This is a genomic window from Pseudomonas sp. LBUM1645 (genome assembly GCF_059716185.1).
Genome location: NZ_CP166811.1, coordinates 5,163,590 through 5,183,596, shown reverse-complemented (window position 1 = coordinate 5,183,596; position 20,007 = coordinate 5,163,590). Strand labels below are relative to the sequence as shown.

Here is a 20,007-nt window from a genome sequence, read left to right as displayed (position 1 = left end):
TGCACTTTATGAATAGCCATCGTCATTGCCCGGCGGTATTGATTGCCGCGCCGGCCTCCGGTCAGGGCAAGACCACCGTCACCGCCGCACTGGCCCGTTTGCATCGCAATCAGGGGCGCAAGGTTCGCGTGTTCAAGTGCGGCCCCGATTTTCTCGACCCGATGATTCTCGAGCGCGCCAGCGGTGCGCCGGTTTATCAATTGGATATGTGGATGGTCGGCGAGCAGGAAAGTCGTCGGCTGTTGTGGGAGGCCGCAGGCGAAGCCGATCTGATCCTCATCGAAGGCGTGATGGGGTTGTTTGACGGCACTCCGTCCAGTGCTGATCTGGCGCGGCATTTCGGTGTGCCAGTGCTGGGTGTGATCGACGGCACTGCCATGGCGCAGACCTTTGGCGCACTGGCGTTGGGGCTGGCGCGTTATCAGCCGGACTTGCCGTTTGCCGGTGTGCTGGCCAACCGCGTCGGCACCCTGCGTCACGCGCAGTTACTGGAAGGCAGCCTCACTGAAGGTTTGCGCTGGTACGGCGCTTTGTCCCGGGAAACCGGTATCGAATTGCCGAGTCGGCACCTCGGGTTGGTTCAGGCCAGTGAGTTGAACGATCTCGATCTGCGTCTCGATGCGGCGGCCGATGCACTGGCCAGCAGCTGCGAGGTCGCGCTGCCACCAGCGGTGGAATTCGCCGCGCCTGATGTGATCGTTGCCGAGCCGTTGCTGGCTGGTGTGCGGATTGCTGTGGCCCGTGACGAAGCGTTCGCCTTCACTTACGGCGCAAGCCTGGATCTGCTCCGCGCCATGGGCGCTGAGTTGCTGTTTTTCTCGCCGATCCGTGACACGCAATTGCCGGAGGCAGACAGCCTCTATCTGCCGGGCGGTTATCCCGAATTGCATCATGTGGCGCTGTCACAGAACACTACGATGCTGGCCGCAATCCGCGCTCACCATGCGGCAGGTAAACCATTGTTGGCCGAGTGCGGCGGCATGCTTTATCTGCTCGATTCGTTGACCGATGTCGAGGGCACTCGCGCTGAACTGGTCGGCTTGCTGGCCGGGGATGCGGTGATGCAAAAGCGTCTGGCCGCGCTGGCGTTGCAGGCAGTCGAGTTGCCGGAAGGTTCGTTGCGCGGGCACACCTATCACCACTCGCTGACCAGTACCGAGCTTGAGCCGATTGCTCGTGGCTTGAGCCCTAACGGCGGGCGAGGGGCGGAGGCGGTTTATCGTGAGGGGCGGATGACTGCCTCTTATGTGCATTTTTATTTCCCGTCCAATCCAACTGCTGTAGCCGCATTGTTTGCGCCTGACCTTGAGGCCGCCATCGCGAGCAAGCTCGCTCCCACAATGGATCACACGAACCCTGTGGGAGCGAGCTTGCTCGCGAAGAGGCCATGACTGACAACGCATTTTCCGAGGCTGAACGCGAAGCGGTTTATCGCGCCATCGGCGAACGCCGTGACATGCGTCATTTCAGCGGCGGCACGGTCGAGCCCGAGTTACTGCGGCGCCTGCTCGAAGCCGCGCATCAGGCGCCGAGTGTCGGCCTGATGCAGCCCTGGCGGTTCATCCGCATCAGTGATCAAGCCCTGCGCGGCAAGATCCAGTTGTTGGTGGAAGAAGAACGCATCCGCACCGCCGAAGCCCTCGGCGAGCGCACCGACGAATTCATGAAGCTCAAAGTCGAAGGCATCAACGACTGCGCCGAGGTGTTGGTCGCTGCGCTGATGGACGATCGCGAGCGTCACATCTTCGGCCGCCGCACGATGCCGGAAATGGACATGGCCTCGTTGTCCTGCGCGATCCAGAACCTCTGGCTGGCCTCCCGCGCTGAAGGATTGGGCATGGGCTGGGTCTCGCTGTTCGAGCCGCAAGCACTGGCGGACTTGCTGGGTTTGCCCGCCGGAGCCAAGCCGTTGGCCGTTCTTTGTCTCGGCCCGGTCAAGGAATTCTATCCGGCGCCGATGCTGGTACTCGAAGGCTGGGCGCAGGCGCGTCCACTCAGTGAGCTGCTGTATGAAAATTATTGGGGAGTGAGTCAATGAGTGTGGCGTTGTTGAGTGTCGCCGCGGTTGCGCTGGATGCGCTGCTGGGTGAACCCAAACGCTGGCATCCGCTGGTGGCGTTCGGCCGTTTTGCCGACCGCATCGAGCAACGTTTCAATGGTGAAGGTCGCGGCTGGCGCAGCCATGGCGTGACTGCCTGGGTGATCGCGGTGTTGCCGCTGACCCTGCTGGCCACGGCGTTTTCCTGGGCGCCCTACGTCGGCTGGATCGTCGAGATTCTGGTGCTCTATTGCGCCCTCGGCATGCGCAGCCTCGGTGAACACGTCGAGCCGGTGGCCAAGGCGCTGCGCAGTGATGATCTGGACGAGGCACGCAAACGTGTCAGTTATCTGGTCAGCCGCCAGACCAGCGAACTGGATAAAACCGAAGTCGCCCGCGCCGCCACAGAATCGGTGCTGGAGAACGGCAGCGACGCGGTATTCGCTGCGCTGTTCTGGTTTGCTGTGGCCGGTGCGCCTGGCGTGGTGCTCTACCGTTTGAGCAACACGCTGGATGCGATGTGGGGTTACCGCAACGAACGTTTCGAGCGTTTCGGCTGGGCGGCGGCAAAGATCGACGACGTCCTCAACTACATTCCTGCACGCCTGGTGGCGTTGACCTACGCGCTGCTGGGCAAAACCCGACTGGCGCTGAAATGCTGGCGTACCCAGGGCCCGACCTGGGACAGCCCGAATGCCGGTCCGGTGATGGCGGCCGGTGCCGGTGCGCTTGGCGTCGAGTTGGGCGGGGCGGCGATTTATCACGGTGAACTGCATCAGCGTCCGCAACTGGGCGAAGGCATGCCGGCGGATGCCGACTCCATCGACCGCGGCTGGCAATTGGTCCAGCGCGGGGTATGGTTATGGTTGCTGATCCTCTGCGTGGGGGCTGAATTTTATGCTTGAGCACGGTGGTCGGTTACGCAAGGCGGCGCTCGATTACGGCATCGCCGAAGCCGATTGGCTCGACCTGTCCAGCGGCCTCGCGCCCTGGCCGTTTCCGGTCCCGGAGATTCCGTTGCGGGCCTGGGCGCGGTTGCCGGAAACCGATGACGGTCTGGAGCAGGCGGCCTGTGATTATTACGGCGCTGCTCAGGTGCTGCCGGTGGCCGGCTCGCAAATGGCGATCCAGTTGCTGCCGCGTTTGCGCCGGGTCGGCAAGGTCGGCGTGCTCTCGCCGTGTTACGCCGAACACGCCGAAGCGTGGCGCCGTAATGGCTACATCGTGCGTGAAGTGCTGGAGCAGGAAGTCGACTTCTTTCTCGACAGCCTCGACGTGTTGGTGGTGGTCAACCCGAACAATCCTACCGGCCTGAGCCTGACACCGAGTCGGCTGCTCGACTGGCATTCGCGGCTGGCGCAGCGCGGTGGCTGGCTGGTGGTGGACGAGGCGTTCATGGACAACACACCACAGCTGAGCCTGGCACCTTTTGCCAATCAGGTCGGGTTGATCGTGCTGCGTTCCTTCGGCAAGTTTTTCGGCCTGGCCGGTGTGCGCCTGGGTTTCGTGCTGGCCGAGCGCAAGTTGCTCAAATTGCTGGCCGAGCAAGTGGGACCGTGGGCGGTCAGCGGGCCGACGCGGGTGCTGGGTCAGGCCTGTCTGCGGGATACCGAAGGGCATGCCCGGCAACGGGTTCGCGCTGATGAAGCCAGTGAACGTCTTGCGCTGCTGCTTGAACAGCACGGCTTCAAACCCCAAGGCGGCTGCGCGTTGTTTCAATGGCTGATCACCGAGCGCGCCGAAGCCCTGCATGAGTTCATGGCCCGGCGCGGCATTCTGCTGCGGTTGTTCACGCACAACAGCAGCCTGCGTTTCGGCTTGCCCGCTGATGAAACCGACTGGACACGTCTCGCGCAAGCGTTCGAAGCCTACGCCAAGGAAACCCAATGACTACGTTGATGGTGCAAGGCACCACTTCCGACGCCGGTAAAAGCACGTTGGTGACGGCGTTGTGCCGCTGGGTCACGCGTCAGGGTGTCAGCGTCGTGCCGTTCAAACCACAGAACATGGCGCTCAACAGTGCCGTGACCGCCGACGGTGGCGAGATCGGTCGCGCGCAAGCGGTGCAGGCTCAAGCCGCCAACCTTGAGCCGCACACCGACATGAACCCGGTGCTGCTCAAACCCAACAGCGACACCGGCGCCCAAGTGATCATCCATGGTCGTGCGGTCACGACGATGAACGCCGTTGCGTATCACGACTACAAAGCCATCGCCATGCAAGCGGTGCTGGCCTCTCATGAACGGCTGAGCGCAGCTTATCCAGTGGTCATGGTCGAAGGCGCGGGCTCGCCGGCCGAGATCAATCTGCGTGCCGGTGACATCGCCAACATGGGCTTTGCCGAAGCGGTGGATTGTCCGGTGGTGCTGATTGCCGACATCAATCGCGGTGGCGTTTTTGCGCATCTGGTGGGCACGCTGGAACTGCTGTCGCCCAGCGAGCAGGCGCGGGTCAAAGGCTTTATCATCAACCGGTTTCGCGGCGATATCGCTTTGCTGCAACCGGGGCTGGACTGGCTGGAAGCGCGCACCGGCAAACCGGTGATCGGCGTTCTGCCTTACGTGATGGACCTGCACCTGGAAGCCGAGGACGGCATCGATCAGCGTCAGACCGACAAGGCCGATCAGGTGCTGAAAGTGCTGGTGCCGGTGCTGCCACGTATCAGCAACCACACCGATTTCGATCCGTTGCGCCTGCATCCGCAGGTGGATCTGCAATTTGTCGGCCCCGGTCAGGCGATTCCACCGGCCGACCTGATTATTCTCCCGGGCTCGAAAAGCGTGCGCAGCGACCTCGCGTATCTGCGGGCCAATGGCTGGGACACCGCGATCAGTCGTCATCTTCGTTATGGCGGCAAAGTGCTGGGAATTTGCGGCGGTCTGCAAATGCTCGGCGAGCAGGTCCACGATCCGCTAGGCCTCGAAGGCGCACCGGGTTCCAGCGCCGGTTTGGGCTTGCTGGCGTTCGAAACCCAGCTCGAAGAAGAGAAGCAATTGCGCAATGTGCGCGGGCGTCTGGCGCTGGAAGACGCGCCGGTCAGCGGCTATGAAATTCATGCCGGGGTGACCACCGGGCCGGCGCTGGAAAACGCCGCGGTGCAGCTGGACGACGGTCGCTGCGACGGTGCGCAAAGCGTGGATGGGCAGATTTTCGGCACCTATCTGCATGGCCTGTTTGAATCGCCCGCGGCGTGCAGTGCGCTGTTGCGCTGGGCAGGTTTGCAGGCTGTGCAGGACGTGGATTATCACGCGTTGCGTGAGCGCGATATCGAGCGGCTGGCGGACCTGGTGGAGAAGCATCTGGATACTTCACTGCTGCGTGAGCTCTGTGGGATTTGAGGTGGCTGTTCTGGCCCTATCGCGAGCAAGCTCGCTCCCACAGGTGATCGCATTCCAATGTGGGAGCGAGCTTGCTCGCGATGAGGCCCGTCGCCACACCGCCAATTTGAAGGAATGAACCATGCTGCAACTGATCCTCGGCGGCGCCCGCTCCGGCAAAAGTCGCCTGGCCGAAAAACTCGCCTCCGATAGCGGTCTGGCGGTGACTTACATCGCCACCAGCCAACCCCTCGACGGTGAAATGAACGAGCGGGTGGCCCATCACCGCGCCCGTCGTCCAGCCGAATGGGCGTTGATCGAAGAGCCGGTGGAGCTCGCCCGCGTCCTGCGCGAAACCGCCATCGCCGATCGTTGCTTGCTGGTGGATTGCCTGACGTTGTGGATGACCAATCTGCTGATGCTCGACGACACCGAGCGCCTGTCGGCCGAACGTGATGCTTTGCTGGACTGCCTGGCGTCGCTGCCGGGTGAAATCATTTTTGTCAGCAACGAGACCGGAATGGGTGTCGTGCCGCTGGGCGAATTGACTCGCCGCTATGTCGATGAAGCCGGTTGGCTGCATCAAGCGTTGGCCGAGCGCTGTCAGCGCGTCGTCCTGACCGTCGCCGGTCTGCCCCTGACTTTGAAAGGAACTGCGTTATGACTCAATCCTGGTGGCTGAACCCCTGCAAACCGATCGATGCTCAAGCGGTCGAGCAGGCGCAGGCCCGTCAACAGCAGCTGACCAAACCGGCCGGCTCCCTCGGCCGGCTTGAGTCGGTGGCCGTGCAATTGGCCGGTATGCAGGGGCAGGTCAAGCCGAGTCTGGATCAGCTGTGGATCGCAATTTTTGCCGGTGATCACGGCGTGGTCGCTGAAGGGGTGTCGGCATTTCCCCAGGAAGTCACCGGGCAGATGCTGCACAACTTCGTCAGTGGTGGGGCGGCGATCAGCGTGTTGGCGCGTCAACTCGGGGCCTCCCTGGAAGTTGTCGACCTCGGAACGGTAACGCCGTCGTTGAATTTGCCGGGTGTGCGTCACTTGAACATTGGCCCGGGCACGGCGAATTTCGTCGAAGGTCCGGCCATGACGCCGGCTCAAGGCGAGCTCGCTTTGCAGGCCGGTCGTGACAGCGTGCAGCGCGCCATCGTGGCGGGTGCGCAGTTGTTTATCGGTGGCGAGATGGGCATCGGCAACACCACCGCGGCCAGCGCATTGGCCTGTGCCTTGCTCGATTGCCCGGTGGTGCATCTGGCCGGGCCGGGCACGGGTTTGAATGCGGCGGGTGTCAGCCATAAAGCTCAGGTCATCGAGCGCGCTTTGACATTGCACAGCGCTCAACGTGGCGATGCGCTGCAAACCCTGTTCAACCTTGGCGGTTTTGAGATCGCAGCACTGGTCGGCGCGTATCTGGCGTGTGCTCAGGAAGGCGTCGCGGTGCTGGTGGACGGTTTCATTTGCAGCGTCGCGGCGTTGGTGGCGGTGCGCTTGAATCCTGAATGCCGTCAGTGGCTGTTTTTTGGTCATCGCGGCGCCGAGCCGGGTCATCGTCATGTACTGGAAACCTTGAACGCCGAACCGCTGCTGGACCTCGGCTTGCGTCTGGGCGAGGGCAGTGGCGCTGCGTTGGCCGTGCCGTTGCTGCGTCTGGCGTGCGACCTTCACGGGCAGATGGCGACCTTCGCCGAGGCCGCCGTGGCGGATCGTCCGGCATGACCTTGCGCCTGGACCTATTGCGCCACGGTGAAACCGAACTCGGCGGCGGCTTGCGCGGCAGCCTCGACGATGCGCTGACTGAAAAGGGCTGGGCGCAGATGCGCGCGGCGGTGGTCGAGCAGGGGCCTTGGGATCGTTTGGTCAGCTCGCCGTTGCAGCGGTGTGCGCGGTTCGCCGAAGAACTCGGCGCACAGCTGGGTTTGCCGGTGCAGTTGGATAAAGACCTGCAAGAGCTGCACTTCGGCGCATGGGAAGGGCAGAGCGCTGCGGCGCTGATGGAAACCGATGCGGAGGCGTTGGGATTGTTCTGGGCCGACCCTTACTCGTTTACGCCGCCTCAGGGTGAGCCGGTGGTGGATTTTTCGACGCGGGTGTTGGCAGCCGTTGAGCGCTTGCATGCCGCCTACGCCGGCGAGCGGGTGTTGCTGATCAGTCACGGTGGGGTCATGCGCTTGTTGCTGGCTCAGGCGCGGGGATTTCCTCGTGAGCAGTTGCTCAATATCGAAGTCGGGCATGGCGCGTTGTTTTCGCTGACGGTCGAATCTGGCGTGTTGTTAAAGGAAGCGCTCTGATCATGTTGCCGTTCTGGATCGCCCTGCAATTTTTGAGCAGTCTGCCGATTCGTCTGCCGGGCATGCCGGCGCCACAGGAATTGGGGCGGTCGCTTCTGTTTTATCCGCTGGTCGGCCTGCTGTTCGGCGGGATTTTGTGGGCGTTCGACTGGCTGTTGCTCGGCACCCCGTTGTTGCTTCACGCCGCGCTGTTGCTGACGGTTTGGGTATTGCTCAGCGGCGCTTTGCACCTGGACGGCCTGGCCGACAGCGCCGATGCGTGGCTCGGTGGGTTCGGTGATCGAGAGCGCACATTAACGATCATGAAGGACCCGCGCAGCGGGCCGATTGCGGTCGTGACGCTGGTGCTGGTGATGCTGCTCAAGTTCGCCGCGTTACTGGCATTGATCGAGCAGCAACACGCCGTTGTCCTGATCATCGTTCCGTTGATTGGGCGCAGCGCGATGCTGGGGTTATTCCTGACCACGCCTTATGTGCGTGCCGGCGGGTTGGGGCAAGCGCTGGCCGATCATCTGCCGCGTCTGGCGGGCAAGCAGGTGTTGGTCGTTAGCGCATTAACCTGTGTATTGATCGCGGGTCTCAGCGGTGTTTGGGCGCTTGTTCTGGCGGCAGTGGTTTTTGCGTGGTTGCGGCAAGTGATGCTGCGTCGATTGGGCGGTACGACGGGCGACACGGCCGGAGCATTGCTGGAAATCCTCGAGATGGCGCTGCTGGTGGGCGTTGCCCTGGTCCCGTAGGAGCAAAGCTTGCTCGCGATGGCCGCGCTGCTGTTCTTTCAGATAAACCGCGTTCACGTTCATCGCGGGCAAGCCTTGCTCCTACAGGTAATTTGTTCCAAAAATTTGCATTCATTTAACCGCGGGTATATACACGCACCATGCTCGACTCCCAATGTTTATGCATCAACCTGCGTCGCGCCGCCCGTGGCGTCAGCAGGCACTACGACGGCGCTCTCGACGGCTTCGGGATCAACGTTGCCCAGTATTCTCTGCTGTGTAATCTGCAGCGTCTGGATAAACCGAGTATTTCCACGTTGGCCGAGGCCATGGGGCTGGATCGCAGCACCTTGGGGCGCAATCTGCGGGTGCTGGAGGGCGAAGGCTTGCTGATGCTGGTTGAGGGCGAAGACATGCGTAACCGCATCGTCATGCTCACCGAGGCCGGTGTTGAGCGCCTGAAAGCGGCCTTGCCCGCGTGGGAAGCGGCGCAACAGCGATTGATTGACCGCTTGGGTGCCGAGAAACGCGAAACCTTGCTGCGACTGCTGGACGAACTGGCCTGATGCCGGTTTTTCCGATCTTAAGCGGGTATATACCCGCTACCGGAGAATAAGAATGACATCGATGTGGCGTACTTGTGGTTGGGTTTTGTTGGGGAGTGCGCTGATTCTCGCGTTGTCCTTGGGCGTAAGGCACGGCTTCGGGCTGTTTCTGGCACCGATGAGTGCCGAGTTCGGCTGGGGGCGTGAGACGTTTGCCTTCGCCATTGCCTTGCAGAACCTGATCTGGGGCCTGGCGCAGCCATTCACCGGCGCGCTGGCCGACCGCTTTGGCGCCGCGAAAGTGGTGCTGGTCGGCGGTGTCTTGTATGCGGTGGGCCTGGTGTTCATGGGCCTGTCGGATTCCGCCGTGACCTTGTCCTTGAGCGCCGGCCTGTTGATCGGCATCGGTCTGTCCGGCACCTCGTTCTCGGTGATCCTCGGCGTGGTCGGCCGCGCAGTGCCGCCGGAGAAACGCAGCATGGGCATGGGCATTGCCAGCGCAGCCGGCTCTTTCGGCCAGTTCGCCATGTTGCCCGGTACGCTGGGGTTGATCGGCTGGCTCGGCTGGTCCGCGGCATTGCTGGTGTTGGGCCTGTTGGTGGCGCTGATCGTGCCGCTGGTGAGCATGCTCAAGGACAAGCCGCTACCGGTGTTCGGTCATGAGCAAACACTGTCCGAGGCACTGCGCGAGGCCTGTTCCCATTCGGGATTTTGGCTGCTGGCATTCGGCTTTTTTGTTTGCGGTTTTCAGGTGGTATTCATCGGCGTGCACTTGCCGGCTTATCTGGTGGATCAGCACCTCCCGGCGAGCGTCGGCACGACGGTGCTGGCGCTGATCGGGCTATTCAACATATTCGGGACCTACACGGCAGGCTGGCTCGGCGGGCGCATGTCCAAGCCGCGTTTGCTTACCGGCCTGTATCTGCTGCGGGCAGTGGTGATCGGGTTGTTCCTGTGGGCGCCCGTCACGACAACCACCGCGTACTTGTTTGGCATGGCGATGGGCTTCCTGTGGCTGTCGACGGTGCCCTTGACCAACGGCACCGTCGCAACCTTGTTCGGCGTGCGAAATCTGTCCATGCTCGGTGGGATTGTTTTCCTGTTTCACCAGCTCGGATCGTTCCTCGGCGGCTGGTTGGGCGGGGTGGTGTACGACCGAACCGGGAGCTATGACTTGATCTGGCAAGTGGCGATTCTCTTAAGCCTGTTGGCCGCCGCCCTGAACTGGCCGGTGCGTGAGCAGCCGGTGGCGCGCCTGCAAACACAGATGAGTGCGATATGAACAGTCTCTGGCCGCGGATCGCTGTCGTCGCTGTCTGCGCCTTGCTGCTCGCCTTGTCGTGGTGGGGCTGGCATCAGGGCGGGCTGGCGTTGATGCAACTGGGCATGGGTGCTTGCTAGCAGGATGTGAGGGCGAGTAACTTCGGTTCTGACGATTTCTCAAGGATGCACCGACATGCTGATGCGCTGGCTCGCAGTTCCCGCGTTACTGGTAGCGTTTAGTGGATTGGCTCAAGCGGCCGAATGCCCGGAACTTTTGCAAGGTTCGTTGCCGAAGCTGCGCGCCAAGGAATCCATCGACCTGTGCCAGCGCTTCGCCGGCAAACCGCTGGTGGTGGTCAATACCGCGAGCTTCTGTGGTTTCGCCCCGCAGTTCAAAAGCCTTGAGGCGCTGAATCAGCGTTACAAGGATCAGGGGCTGGAGGTGATCGGCGTTCCGTCCAACGACTTCAAGCAAGAGTCCAAGGATGGCGAAGAGACTGCCAAGGTCTGCTACGTGAACTACGGCGTGACGTTCACCATGACTGAACCGCAGAAAGTCCGCGGTAATGACGCGACGCACTTGTTCAAGATCATCGCCAAGCAAAGCACCGCGCCGAAGTGGAACTTCTACAAATACGTGGTTGATCGCAAGGGCAAAGTGATCGCCAATTTCTCCAGCCTGACCAAGCCTGACGATCCTGAGTTCATCGAGGCGGTGGAGAAGGCACTGGCCTCGCAACCCTGATCGACACCCACTAAAAAGCCCCGCCTCTGTACAAGAGAGTGGGGCTTTTTTGATTCAGGCGGCGAGTGGTTCAAGCTCGCCGTGAATTATCAGAAGCGGTAGGTTGCGCCAACACCGAAACCGTTCGCATAGTTTTCATACTCTGCGCTGTAGTTCTGGCGGCCGTTGCTGTTGTTGACCTTGACCGACTCTTCGCGCAGGTACGAATACGCTACGTCGATGGTCAGGTCCTCGGTCGGGCTCCAGCCAGCGCCCAGGCTGAAAATCTTGCGATCGCCAGTCGGGATACGTGGGGAGCGGTTTACGTTGTTGGTCGGCGACTGGTCAACCGACAGGCCGGTACGCAGCACCCACTGCTTGTTCAACTGGTACGAAGCACCGATGGCGTGAGCCCAGGTGTCGTGCCAGTTCTGCTCTTCAGTGATGGTGCCAAAGCCGCGTGCGGCCAGGGCTGCAGGAACGCCTTCGTTCTCGACGGAGATCTCTTTCAGGCGGCTCCAACGACTCCAGGTGCTGCCTGCGTAGAGGGTCCACTGGTCGTTCAGTTGGTGAGTGACCGAAAAGTCCACCGACTCAGGCGTGGTGATGTCCAGCGAAGCGTCGAACTTCTGGTTCGGGTTCTGGCCCAGCGCCGCGAGCACGCCGTAGTTGACCTTGGTGTCACCTTCGAGCTTGTACTTCACTTTCGAGTGATAGGTCAGGCCGAGGCGAGTGCTTTCGAGGGCTTGAACCATGATGCCGATGTTGTAGCCCAGCGCGGTGTCGTCACCCTTGATCTTGACGGTGCCGTCCGCTGCGCGAGGGTTCAGCGACAGGTTCGATTCCAGGGTACCGTCGATGCGGTTGATGGTCGGACCGAAACCGATCGACACCTTGTCGTTGAAGGCGTAGCTGACGGTTGGCTGGAGAGTCACGATTTTGACTTCGCTCTTGCTGCCGAAGTATTTGCCGGCGAAGCCGTTCTCGTAGTCGGTCACCAGGCCGAATGGAGCGTAGACGCCGAAACCGACTGCCCAATGGTCATCGATTGGCTTTACGTAGTAGCCCATGGGCACGCCCATGAAAGGGACCATGTCACCTTTGTTGGTACCACTATTCGGACTGGAGCTGGCATCACTGATATCAGCGTGCGCGTCGATAAATGCAACACCACCGGTCACTTGTTCGCGCTTGAGGCGAGACATGCCGGCAGGGTTGCCAAAAACTGTGGATGCGTCGTCGGCAGAAGAAGATCGCCCGGCAAAACCTGTCCCCATCCCGCTGATGCTTTGTTCGTTAAGGGCAAAGCCACTTGCGAAGATCTGGGTGGATGCCAAGGTAACGGCGAGGCTAAGGGTGGTTTTGAGCATTACTTTTTTCATTATTAGAACTCCTGGTGATCACCGGGGCGAAAATTACCAACATTTTCGTCCCAGCGCTATAGGCTGTAATGCTTGATTTAGAGCGGTTTTGTAGGACAATCCGACCAAAATCGCAGCGGTTGTGCGATCTTGTGGAAACAGCAGATCAGCAGGCGACCTGATTCAGCGATGAAACACAGGTTTGCCAGGCGCAGGTGAAGTCTCTCAGGCGTCCTTGAGGCTGGAAGGTCTGGCGCCAGATTCGGGCCATTCCCAGTAGGTCGTCTGCTTCGGGGAGGGGGGTGTTCTGTTCTTCTACCAGCAGCCAGGCGATGGCTGTGGCGTAACGCAGGTTGACGGTCAATTCGAGGTGCGGACCACTCAGGAAAGCATGTTGGCTGGCCAGGCCGCGAACCAGGCTTGCGCGTTCCGGGTCAAGTGCCAGGTAGTGGTCCCAAAGTGCTTGATGGCGGGGTTCGGCGATTCGGTACAGGCCGTGTCCACGGCGGTCATGCAGGGCAGTACCAAGGGCCGACTGGCTGGCGGCAATGCCCAGCAGCAGGGATTCGGCAGTTGCGCTATGGCACCCGAGGTAAATCAATGTCGGGCGGATCACATAACGGCACAGTTCGCTGGCAGCGATACCCATAAAGCCCTCGAAACGTGAAATGGTCGGCGATACCTGAAGGGGCATTGGCAGCAGTGAATCGAATCAGGCTCGCCGGAAGCGGAACAAGCCGCTTGAGTTGAAGTGTAGTGTCATATTCGCGCCGTAAAGGCCTGTTTTTAAAATATTTCCGGCTGCGAGTTATAACCGTTATATCGGTTAGTGCTTAGGCGGCTTCAGCGAAAAGAGAAATATCGGGCAATAAAAAGCCCCGCTTTTTGAGCGAGGCTTTTGAGGTTTTCAGTCTTTCTGGCGTATCAGGCAACCAGTGCCTGACGGGTACGCTCGATCACGGCCTGCAGCGGCTCGGCGCTGGAGTATTGATCGGGGTACAGGCGTTCGCTGTGACGAGCGATGCCGTGTTCGTTGACCAGAGTGAAGCTGAAGCAGCCTTTGCGAGCAGCCATGATCAGGCAGTTCATTGGTGCAAAAGCATTGGTTAGGGTGCGAATTGCATCCTGGGTGTGGATTTGAGTAGACATAGTCATTGGGTGTTCCTACAAGCGACACGGATAAGAACCGTGCAAAATTAAAACGTTCCAGTGACGACGACCACCATTGGTCGAGCGAAGAACCCGACTGGAACAAAGCAGCCAGTTTGAAGCGCTATAAATTGGCGCGCTTGGGCTGGCAGGTAGGTACTTAGGAGGGCAGGCAACACATCAAGGGCAAAGGTTCTGGGCCCGGGGTGAAGATCCTGATCAATTTGCAGGTTGGTTCGGTCAGAGTAAGTGAGCTTCGCAACACCCTTTGCTTTCGATTCAAAGGCTGTGTTGACGCAAGGTTTACCTGGAAACCATCGAGGTGGTCGATCCCGCTTTGTCGGTGGAGGCTTCCTTTGGGAAGGCTGACCGGGAGGATTTGTTCGACCAGAATTGACTTTCAGCTTGGTACTAACGCCGCGGATACTAACGGATTGAATTGCTGAAGGGAAGTGTGTTAGCAAAAAAGTTCTCTGAACGCCCTCATTCAACGTCCGGATTGGCGCTCGGAAAAAGCCAGACCCGCAGACTTGCCCTGTAATAGCACAAATTCCGACCATTGGTAGTCACGGCTCATCGGGCCAGGACCAGCCTGGATCACGGGTTTGCCAAGGTTTATCCCCAGGTGCAGGCGAAAAATGCGTCGAAAAAGCGCATCGATATAACTGCCTCGAAGGTACTTGTGCACATAAGTCACGGAGGGTGTCACGCCGCTGTCATCTTCCCTTCAAACGCAGTGGGTGCCTGTAACCAAAATTTAAGTCAATGAAAAACATCGCTTTTTTTTACTGGTGAAAAAATCGTCAGTTTGACTGCGAGCCCCATTCCATACGGCTTTGCGAGAGTTCAAGGGCGGTTGTCCACTGAGTTATCCACAGCTTCTGTGGATTGTCCCGAGCGCTTGCTCTAGGACGGGCGTGCCGGGTTTTTTTAGGCTTTACCTGTAAGAAAAAAAGAGTAGAGTGGCGCGCCTTCCGATCTGCCCCACAGTGCTTTATGAAGTTTCGCTCAGTATCAGTCTCTGCAACCTCCACACCTCCCAGCATTACCCCGCCCAAGCGCTTTTCGATGCGTGTGGCCGAGTGGCTGCTGGACAGCCCGCGTCTGGGCGAAAACCACAACGTCAAACACTTCGCCGGACGTTTGCTCAAGCAGCCGGCCCGTGAAGGGGTCGTGGCCGCGCAAAGCCGTCTCGGTCAGCTGATGTGCCGTGAATGCGGGAATGCCCGGGATCGCCGTATCGGCCAGGACCTTTTGCGTTCGGCCGCGCGGGCAGGGGATCGACGCGCCCAGCAGGAACTTGGTCTGATCGAAGACTGAGCTGTCCAAGACCTGACGCCTTGGTTAACCTTCAAGCTTTATTTCATTGGCAGGAGTGGCTATGGCTATGGACTTGACCAGCGCATTGCTTGGTCTGGCGGGCGCTGCGTTGCCGTTACTGGTACTGGCCTGGCAACTTCAGCGCCGAGCGAGCGCCAAGCAGTCAGAGGTTGCACTGCTGGAAGAGCGTCTGGCCACGGCCCATCTGGCTCAGGATGGATTGAACGCGCAACTCGAAGCCTGTCGCGATGAAATTGGTGATCTGGGCCAGGCCAACGCCGCCAAACAAGCAGACCTGGCCGCCGTGCGCCGTGAAGTCGAACTGCTGCAGATCGAACGCGACGATGCACGCGATGCCGCCCACGCCTGGAATCTGGAACGCGCCGGCAAAGAGGCTGAGTTGCGTCGTCTGGACGCGCAGGCCGCTTCGCTCAACGCCGAGCTGCGTGAGCAGCAGGAAAGCCATCAGCAGCGCCTCAACGACCTTCAAGGCTCGCGAGATGAGTTACGCGCCCAGTTCGCCGAGCTGGCCGGCAAGATTTTCGACGAGCGCGAGCAGCGCTTTGCCGAAACCAGTCAACAACGCCTCGGTCAGTTGCTCGATCCGTTGAAAGAACGCATCCAGTCCTTCGAAAAACGCGTCGAGGAAAGTTATCAGGCTGAAGCCCGCGAACGTTTTTCCCTGGCCAAGGAACTTGAGCGGCTGCAACAGCTGAACCTGCGCCTGAGCGACGAAGCCACCAACCTGACCCGTGCCTTGAAAGGCCAGAAAACCCAAGGCAACTGGGGCGAGCTGATTCTTGAGCGGGTGCTTGAACACGCGGGCCTGGAGAAGGGGCGCGAGTACCAGACCCAGGTCAACCTCAAGGGCCCGGACGGTGAGCGTTTCCAGCCGGACGTGATCATTTATCTCCCGGGCGACAAACAGGTGGTGGTCGACTCCAAGGTCAGCCTCACGGCCTATCAGCAATACGTCGCGGCCGAAGACGATGCCATCGGCCAGATCGCCATCAAGCAGCACGTGCTGTCCCTGCGCAATCACGTCAAAGGGTTGTCCGGCAAGGATTACAAGCGTCTCGACGGTTTGCACAGCCTGGATTTCGTCCTGCTCTTCGTGCCGATCGAAGCGGCGTTTTCCGCCGCATTGCAGGCTGAGCCGACGCTGTTCCAAGAGGCCTTCGACCGCAACATCGTGATCGTCAGCCCTACCACGTTGCTGGCGACCCTGCGTGTCATCGACAGCCTGTGGAAGCAGGAGCGCCAGAGCCAGAACGCCCGGGAAATCGCCGAACGGGCCGGGTGGCTGTACGACAAGTTCGTGTTGTTCATCCAGGATCTGGATGAGGTCGGCAATCGATTACAGCAACTGGATAAAGCCTACAGCTCTGCGCGCAATAAGCTGACGGAAGGCCGTGGCAATCTCGTCAGCCGCAGTGAGCAGCTCAAATTGCTTGGCGCGCGGGCGAGCAAGAGCCTGCCGGCAGACTTGCTGGAGCGGGCGATGACCGATGTGGATGGCTTGGTTGAGTTGCCTGAATAACAGTTACAAAGATCAAAAGATCGCAGCCTTCGGCAGCTCCTACGGGGATACCCAAACCGTGTAGGAGCTGCCGAAGGCTGCGATCTTTTGACTTTGACGTTACAACGGCAAATGCCGACTCAGCAACGCCCGCAATGCCGCCGGTTTCACCGGTTTTGCCAGGTAATCCAGCCCCGCCGCATGCACTTGGGCCACCGTCTCCGGTCGACCATCGGCGCTGATCACAACCCCTGGCACTGGCTCACCCAATCGGGTTCGCAGCCATGCCATCAGTTCGGTCCCGGTCTCGCCATGGTCCAAGTGGTAATCCACCAGCGCCAATTGCGGTCGCATTCCGTCGCTGAGCAGCGCCGCGCATTCATCGCGGTTGCGCGCGGTCCAGACCTGACAACCCCAACGCGTGAGCAAGCTGTTCATGCCGATCAGGATGCTGTCTTCGTTGTCGATGCACAGCACCTGCGTGCCGCTCAGCAATTTGCCATTCAGTTCGGCGGTCTTGGGTGGCAGGGTGGCTTGAGCACGAGCCAACGGCACACTGACGCTGAACACGCTGCCGCGCCCCGGCCAGGAGCGTACGCGCAAGGTATGACCCAACACGCGACACAACCCGTCGGCGATCGCCAGGCCCAGCCCCAGGCCTTTTTCAGCGCGCGTCTGGTGGCTGTCGAGGCGTTTGAATTCTTCGAAAATGACCTGCTGTTTATCCAGCGGAATGCCTGGGCCACGGTCCCAGACTTCCAGGCACAACTCGCCCTTGCGTCGGCGAACCCCTAGCAGTACCGGCCCTTTGGCGTAGCGGAAGGCATTGGTCAGGAAGTTCTGCAGGATTCGTCGCAACAGTTTGACGTCGCTGTCGACGCGCAACGTACTGCCCCTGACGCGGAATTTCAGCCCCTGGTCGTGGGCCAACGCCTTGAACTCGGCACCGAGGACATCGAACATCTCATTGAGCACGAACGGTTTTGGATCAGGGTTGATCTTGCCGTTTTCCAGGCGGGAAATGTCCAGCAGGTCGCTGATCAAGTCCTCGGCCGAGCGCAGTGACGTGTCCAGATGATGGACCAGTTTCTGCGCCTCACCGGAGAGGCCGTCGTCTTGGTGGGAAAGGGCGGCCGAGAACAGTCGCGCCGCGTTCAACGGTTGCATCAAGTCGTGGCTGACCGCCGCCAGGAAACGGGTTTTCGACTGGTTGGCCGACTCCGCGGTGCCCTTGGCTTCGGTCAGGGCGACGTTGAGTTGCGACAGTTCGTGGGTTCGTTCGGTGACCCGACGCTCCAGGCCCTCGTTGGCTTCGGTCAGCGCCTGCTCAGCCTCGCGGAACGCGGTGATGTCGGTGAAACTCATGACGAAACCGCCGCCCGGCATCGGGTTACCGATCAGCTCGATCACACGGCCATTGGGGAAAAGTCTTTCAGAAGTATGGGCGCGGCCCTGACGCATCCAGTGCAAGCGGCGGGCGACGTGCACTTCGGCTTCACCGGGACCGCACAAGCCGCGTTCGGCGTTGTAGCGAATGATGTCGGCAATCGGGCGGCCAAGCCTGATCAGTCCATCCGGGTAGTTGAACAACTCCAGATAGCGCCGGTTCCAGGCCACCAGTTTCAGCGACTGGTCGACCACACTGATGCCTTGGGTGATGTTCTCGATCGCGCCTTGCAGCAGCGCGCGGTTGAACTGCAACACTTCCGAGGCTTCGTCGGCGATTCGGACTACGTCCTCGAGTTGCATTTCTCTACCTTCGATGGCGGCTTTTACCACCGCCCGGGTCGAAGAAGCACCGAGCACACCGGCCAGCAAGCGTTCGGTATGGGCGATCCATTCACCGTCGGCGGTCTGGTTCGGGTTGAAGCCTTTGCCCTGACGGTAGGCGAATCGGATAAAGCTCTGACGGGCGCGTTCTTCGCCGACGAAGCGTGCGGCCAACTGCAACAAATCGTCGATCTGCACCGAGAGCATCGAACGGGCACTGGGGCGGGCGCTGATTTCCTGACCGATGAAGCGACCCGCCTGCCAATGTTCCGAAACCCTCGTACGCGACAGCACCGACACCCAGGCGAACAGCGTGAAGTTGGCCGCCAGCGACAACACCACGCCTTGGGTCAGCGGGGTGAGCGGCAGGTTCAGCGGGTTGCTGTGCAACCAGGCCAGTCCCGGGAAGCTGCTCAAGGACAAACCGAGGCTGTGGGCCGCGATCGGCAGAATCAGGGTGTAGAACCAGAGGAATGTCCCGGCGGCGAGACCGGCGAACACACCGCGGCGATTGGCCTGTTTCCAATACAGCGCGCCGAGCATGGCCGGGGCCAGTTGGGTCACGGCGGCGAAGGCGATCTGGCCAATGGTCGCCAGGCTGGCCGTTGAGCCGAGCAGGCGATAACTGACGTAGGCCAGCAGCAGAATCACCACAATGCTCACTCGGCGCACCGAGAGCATCCACTGGCGGAACACTTCGAACGGCCGCTCGGCGTTGTTACGCCGCAGCAACCATGGCAACAGCATGTCGTTGGAGACCATGGTCGACAACGCCACGCTGGCGACAATCACCATGCCGGTCGCCGCCGAGGCGCCACCGATAAACGCCAGCATCGCCAGGGCAGGATGGGATTGGGCCAGCGGCAGGCTGATGACAAACGAGTCCGGCAGCACCGAACTCGGCAGCATCATCTGGCCGGCGAGGGCGATGGGAACGACGAACAACGCCGCCAGCGCCAGATAGGCTGGAAATACCCATTTGGCCAGGCGTAGATCCTGAGGGTCGATGTTCTCCACCACGGTCACGTGGAACTGCCGGGGCAGGCAGATGATGGCCATCATTGCCACGCCGGTCTGCACCACCATCGACGGCCAGTTGATGGTTTCCTTCCAGTATTCTTCCAGGCGCGGGGCGAGCATGGCCTGGTCGAACAGATCGTCGAAACCGTCGTACAGGCCGTAGGTCACGAACGCGCCGACCGCGAGAAAAGCGAACAGCTTGACCAGTGATTCGAACGCAATCGCCAGCACCATGCCGCGGTGGTGTTCCGTGGCGTCGAGGTTGCGGGTACCGAAGACGATGGTGAACAGCGCCAGCACCAGCGACACGATCAGCGCCGTGTCCTGGGCGCGAGTGCCCATGGCGTCGGCACCGGCGCCGATCAGCAAGTTCACCCCGAGCACGATGCCCTTGAGTTGCAACGCAATGTAGGGCAACACGCCGACCAGGCAGATCAGCGCCACTACCACGGCCAGCGACTGGGATTTGCCATAACGCGCGGCGATGAAGTCGGCAATGGAGGTGATGTTCTCCTGCTTGCTGATCATCACCATTTTTTGCAGGACCCACGGTGCACACACCAGCAGCAGGATCGGCCCGAGGTAGATCGGCAGGAAAGACCAGAGCTGTTCGGCGGCCTGGCCCACGGCGCCAAAGAAGGTCCAGCTGGTGCAATAGACGGCCAGCGACAGGCTGTACACCCAGGCGCGCACTCGCGGCGGCAACGGCGTGCTGCGTCGGTCGCCGTAGAAGGCGATGGCGAACATGATGGCCATATAGGCCAGGGCGACGGCGGCGATCAGCCCGCTGGACAGCGACATGGGAACTCCAGACAAAAGACACCCGGGACTCCCGCCCGGACAGACAGTCTCGCACGATGGCAGGGGTTAGTCAGTGTCGACCAAGGTCGCGGCGTGGCGGGGTGTCGCAGGGTGCGTGCCAGTTGGATCTTTGGTGTTTGTGCTGGCCTCATCGCGAGCAAGCTCGCTCCCACATT

19 protein-coding genes are annotated in these 20,007 nt (G+C 60.7%); 15 read left to right on the top strand and 4 right to left on the bottom strand.

The window, feature by feature from the left end; all coding sequences use genetic code 11:
• The first annotated feature begins 8 nt into the window (after positions 1-8).
• The 13 genes from ACA079_RS23375 to ACA079_RS23315 all read left to right on the top strand — a co-directional run bounded on the left by ACA079_RS23375 (position 9) and on the right by ACA079_RS23315 (position 10,912).
• The gene (locus tag ACA079_RS23375) at positions 9-1,391 is read left to right on the top strand and encodes a cobyrinic acid a,c-diamide synthase CobB (protein ID WP_497701108.1); all 1,383 of its coding nucleotides are present in this window, start codon (positions 9-11) and stop codon (positions 1,389-1,391) included.
• Positions 1,388-2,038 (top strand): 5,6-dimethylbenzimidazole synthase, encoded by a 651-nt coding sequence (bluB, locus tag ACA079_RS23370; RefSeq protein ID WP_497701107.1) that lies wholly within the window; start codon positions 1,388-1,390, stop codon positions 2,036-2,038. The genes ACA079_RS23375 and bluB overlap by 4 nt, the downstream gene beginning before the upstream one ends.
• The gene (gene cbiB, locus ACA079_RS23365) at positions 2,035-2,943 is read left to right on the top strand and encodes an adenosylcobinamide-phosphate synthase CbiB (RefSeq protein ID WP_497267319.1); all 909 of its coding nucleotides are present in this window, start codon (positions 2,035-2,037) and stop codon (positions 2,941-2,943) included. The genes bluB and cbiB overlap by 4 nt, the downstream gene beginning before the upstream one ends.
• On the top strand, positions 2,936-3,928 hold the full coding sequence (cobD, locus tag ACA079_RS23360) for a threonine-phosphate decarboxylase CobD (RefSeq protein ID WP_497701106.1): 993 nt from the start codon (positions 2,936-2,938) through the stop codon (positions 3,926-3,928). Before cbiB ends, cobD begins: the two co-directional genes overlap by 8 nt.
• Positions 3,925-5,376 (top strand): cobyric acid synthase, encoded by a 1,452-nt coding sequence (locus ACA079_RS23355; protein ID WP_497701105.1) that lies wholly within the window; start codon positions 3,925-3,927, stop codon positions 5,374-5,376. The genes cobD and ACA079_RS23355 overlap by 4 nt, the downstream gene beginning before the upstream one ends.
• A 121-nt stretch (positions 5,377-5,497) precedes the next feature.
• The gene (cobU, locus tag ACA079_RS23350) at positions 5,498-6,019 is read left to right on the top strand and encodes a bifunctional adenosylcobinamide kinase/adenosylcobinamide-phosphate guanylyltransferase (RefSeq protein ID WP_497701104.1); all 522 of its coding nucleotides are present in this window, start codon (positions 5,498-5,500) and stop codon (positions 6,017-6,019) included.
• The gene (gene cobT, locus ACA079_RS23345; protein ID WP_497701103.1) at positions 6,016-7,071 is read left to right on the top strand and encodes a nicotinate-nucleotide--dimethylbenzimidazole phosphoribosyltransferase; all 1,056 of its coding nucleotides are present in this window, start codon (positions 6,016-6,018) and stop codon (positions 7,069-7,071) included. The genes cobU and cobT overlap by 4 nt, the downstream gene beginning before the upstream one ends.
• The gene (gene cobC, locus ACA079_RS23340) at positions 7,068-7,643 is read left to right on the top strand and encodes an alpha-ribazole phosphatase family protein (protein ID WP_497701102.1); all 576 of its coding nucleotides are present in this window, start codon (positions 7,068-7,070) and stop codon (positions 7,641-7,643) included. The genes cobT and cobC overlap by 4 nt, the downstream gene beginning before the upstream one ends.
• Before the next feature lie 2 nt (positions 7,644-7,645).
• Positions 7,646-8,380: an adenosylcobinamide-GDP ribazoletransferase gene (locus tag ACA079_RS23335; protein ID WP_497701101.1), complete on the top strand. Its 735-nt coding sequence runs from the start codon at positions 7,646-7,648 to the stop codon at positions 8,378-8,380.
• 140 nt (positions 8,381-8,520) lie between these two features.
• Positions 8,521-8,925, top strand: coding sequence for a MarR family winged helix-turn-helix transcriptional regulator (locus ACA079_RS23330; protein ID WP_033055842.1), 405 nt, complete (start codon positions 8,521-8,523; stop codon positions 8,923-8,925).
• Between the two features lie 52 nt (positions 8,926-8,977).
• Positions 8,978-10,186: an MFS transporter gene (locus ACA079_RS23325; RefSeq protein WP_497701100.1), complete on the top strand. Its 1,209-nt coding sequence runs from the start codon at positions 8,978-8,980 to the stop codon at positions 10,184-10,186.
• Positions 10,183-10,305 carry a hypothetical protein gene (locus tag ACA079_RS23320; RefSeq protein ID WP_008148682.1) on the top strand — a complete coding sequence of 41 codons (123 nt, stop codon included), beginning with the start codon at positions 10,183-10,185 and terminating at the stop codon, positions 10,303-10,305. The genes ACA079_RS23325 and ACA079_RS23320 overlap by 4 nt, the downstream gene beginning before the upstream one ends.
• A 55-nt stretch (positions 10,306-10,360) precedes the next feature.
• A complete protein-coding gene (locus ACA079_RS23315) occupies positions 10,361-10,912 on the top strand; it encodes a glutathione peroxidase (protein WP_497701099.1) in 552 nt (183 codons plus the stop codon).
• Between the two features lie 89 nt (positions 10,913-11,001).
• Here the strand turns inward: ACA079_RS23315 and ACA079_RS23310 are convergent, their stop codons facing one another.
• The 3 genes from ACA079_RS23310 to ACA079_RS23300 form a co-directional block, all read right to left on the bottom strand.
• Complete coding sequence (locus tag ACA079_RS23310) at positions 11,002-12,273, bottom strand: OmpP1/FadL family transporter (RefSeq protein WP_497701098.1); 1,272 nt, start codon at positions 12,271-12,273, stop codon at positions 11,002-11,004.
• A gap of 145 nt (positions 12,274-12,418) precedes the next feature.
• Positions 12,419-12,901 carry a hypothetical protein gene (locus ACA079_RS23305; RefSeq protein ID WP_497701097.1) on the bottom strand — a complete coding sequence of 161 codons (483 nt, stop codon included), beginning with the start codon at positions 12,899-12,901 and terminating at the stop codon, positions 12,419-12,421.
• Between the two features lie 275 nt (positions 12,902-13,176).
• Positions 13,177-13,401, bottom strand: a complete 225-nt coding sequence (locus tag ACA079_RS23300; protein WP_007898912.1) for a hypothetical protein — start codon at positions 13,399-13,401, stop codon at positions 13,177-13,179.
• 996 nt (positions 13,402-14,397) lie between these two features.
• Here ACA079_RS23300 and ACA079_RS23295 point away from each other — a divergent pair.
• A complete protein-coding gene (locus ACA079_RS23295; protein ID WP_415770488.1) occupies positions 14,398-14,721 on the top strand; it encodes an SEL1-like repeat protein in 324 nt (107 codons plus the stop codon).
• 175 nt (positions 14,722-14,896) lie between these two features.
• Positions 14,897-16,261: a DNA recombination protein RmuC gene (locus ACA079_RS23290; RefSeq protein WP_497704368.1), complete on the top strand. Its 1,365-nt coding sequence runs from the start codon at positions 14,897-14,899 to the stop codon at positions 16,259-16,261.
• Positions 16,262-16,360: 99 nt separating this feature from the next.
• Here the strand turns inward: ACA079_RS23290 and ACA079_RS23285 are convergent, their stop codons facing one another.
• Positions 16,361-19,831, bottom strand: coding sequence for a hybrid sensor histidine kinase/response regulator (locus ACA079_RS23285; protein ID WP_497701096.1), 3,471 nt, complete (start codon positions 19,829-19,831; stop codon positions 16,361-16,363).
• Positions 19,832-20,007 lie beyond the last annotated feature (176 nt).

Coding starts and splice junctions, on each gene's coding strand:
- ACA079_RS23375 (WP_497701108.1), top strand. CDS start 9: ATGAATAGCCATCGTCATTGCCCGGCGGTATTGATTGCCGCGCCGGCC.
- bluB (WP_497701107.1), top strand. CDS start 1,388: ATGACTGACAACGCATTTTCCGAGGCTGAACGCGAAGCGGTTTATCGC.
- cbiB (WP_497267319.1), top strand. CDS start 2,035: ATGAGTGTGGCGTTGTTGAGTGTCGCCGCGGTTGCGCTGGATGCGCTG.
- cobD (WP_497701106.1), top strand. CDS start 2,936: ATGCTTGAGCACGGTGGTCGGTTACGCAAGGCGGCGCTCGATTACGGC.
- ACA079_RS23355 (WP_497701105.1), top strand. CDS start 3,925: ATGACTACGTTGATGGTGCAAGGCACCACTTCCGACGCCGGTAAAAGC.
- cobU (WP_497701104.1), top strand. CDS start 5,498: ATGCTGCAACTGATCCTCGGCGGCGCCCGCTCCGGCAAAAGTCGCCTG.
- cobT (WP_497701103.1), top strand. CDS start 6,016: ATGACTCAATCCTGGTGGCTGAACCCCTGCAAACCGATCGATGCTCAA.
- cobC (WP_497701102.1), top strand. CDS start 7,068: ATGACCTTGCGCCTGGACCTATTGCGCCACGGTGAAACCGAACTCGGC.
- ACA079_RS23335 (WP_497701101.1), top strand. CDS start 7,646: ATGTTGCCGTTCTGGATCGCCCTGCAATTTTTGAGCAGTCTGCCGATT.
- ACA079_RS23330 (WP_033055842.1), top strand. CDS start 8,521: ATGCTCGACTCCCAATGTTTATGCATCAACCTGCGTCGCGCCGCCCGT.
- ACA079_RS23325 (WP_497701100.1), top strand. CDS start 8,978: ATGACATCGATGTGGCGTACTTGTGGTTGGGTTTTGTTGGGGAGTGCG.
- ACA079_RS23320 (WP_008148682.1), top strand. CDS start 10,183: ATGAACAGTCTCTGGCCGCGGATCGCTGTCGTCGCTGTCTGCGCCTTG.
- ACA079_RS23315 (WP_497701099.1), top strand. CDS start 10,361: ATGCTGATGCGCTGGCTCGCAGTTCCCGCGTTACTGGTAGCGTTTAGT.
- ACA079_RS23310 (WP_497701098.1), bottom strand. CDS start 12,273: ATGAAAAAAGTAATGCTCAAAACCACCCTTAGCCTCGCCGTTACCTTG.
- ACA079_RS23305 (WP_497701097.1), bottom strand. CDS start 12,901: ATGGGTATCGCTGCCAGCGAACTGTGCCGTTATGTGATCCGCCCGACA.
- ACA079_RS23300 (WP_007898912.1), bottom strand. CDS start 13,401: ATGTCTACTCAAATCCACACCCAGGATGCAATTCGCACCCTAACCAAT.
- ACA079_RS23295 (WP_415770488.1), top strand. CDS start 14,398: ATGAAGTTTCGCTCAGTATCAGTCTCTGCAACCTCCACACCTCCCAGC.
- ACA079_RS23285 (WP_497701096.1), bottom strand. CDS start 19,831: ATGTCGCTGTCCAGCGGGCTGATCGCCGCCGTCGCCCTGGCCTATATG.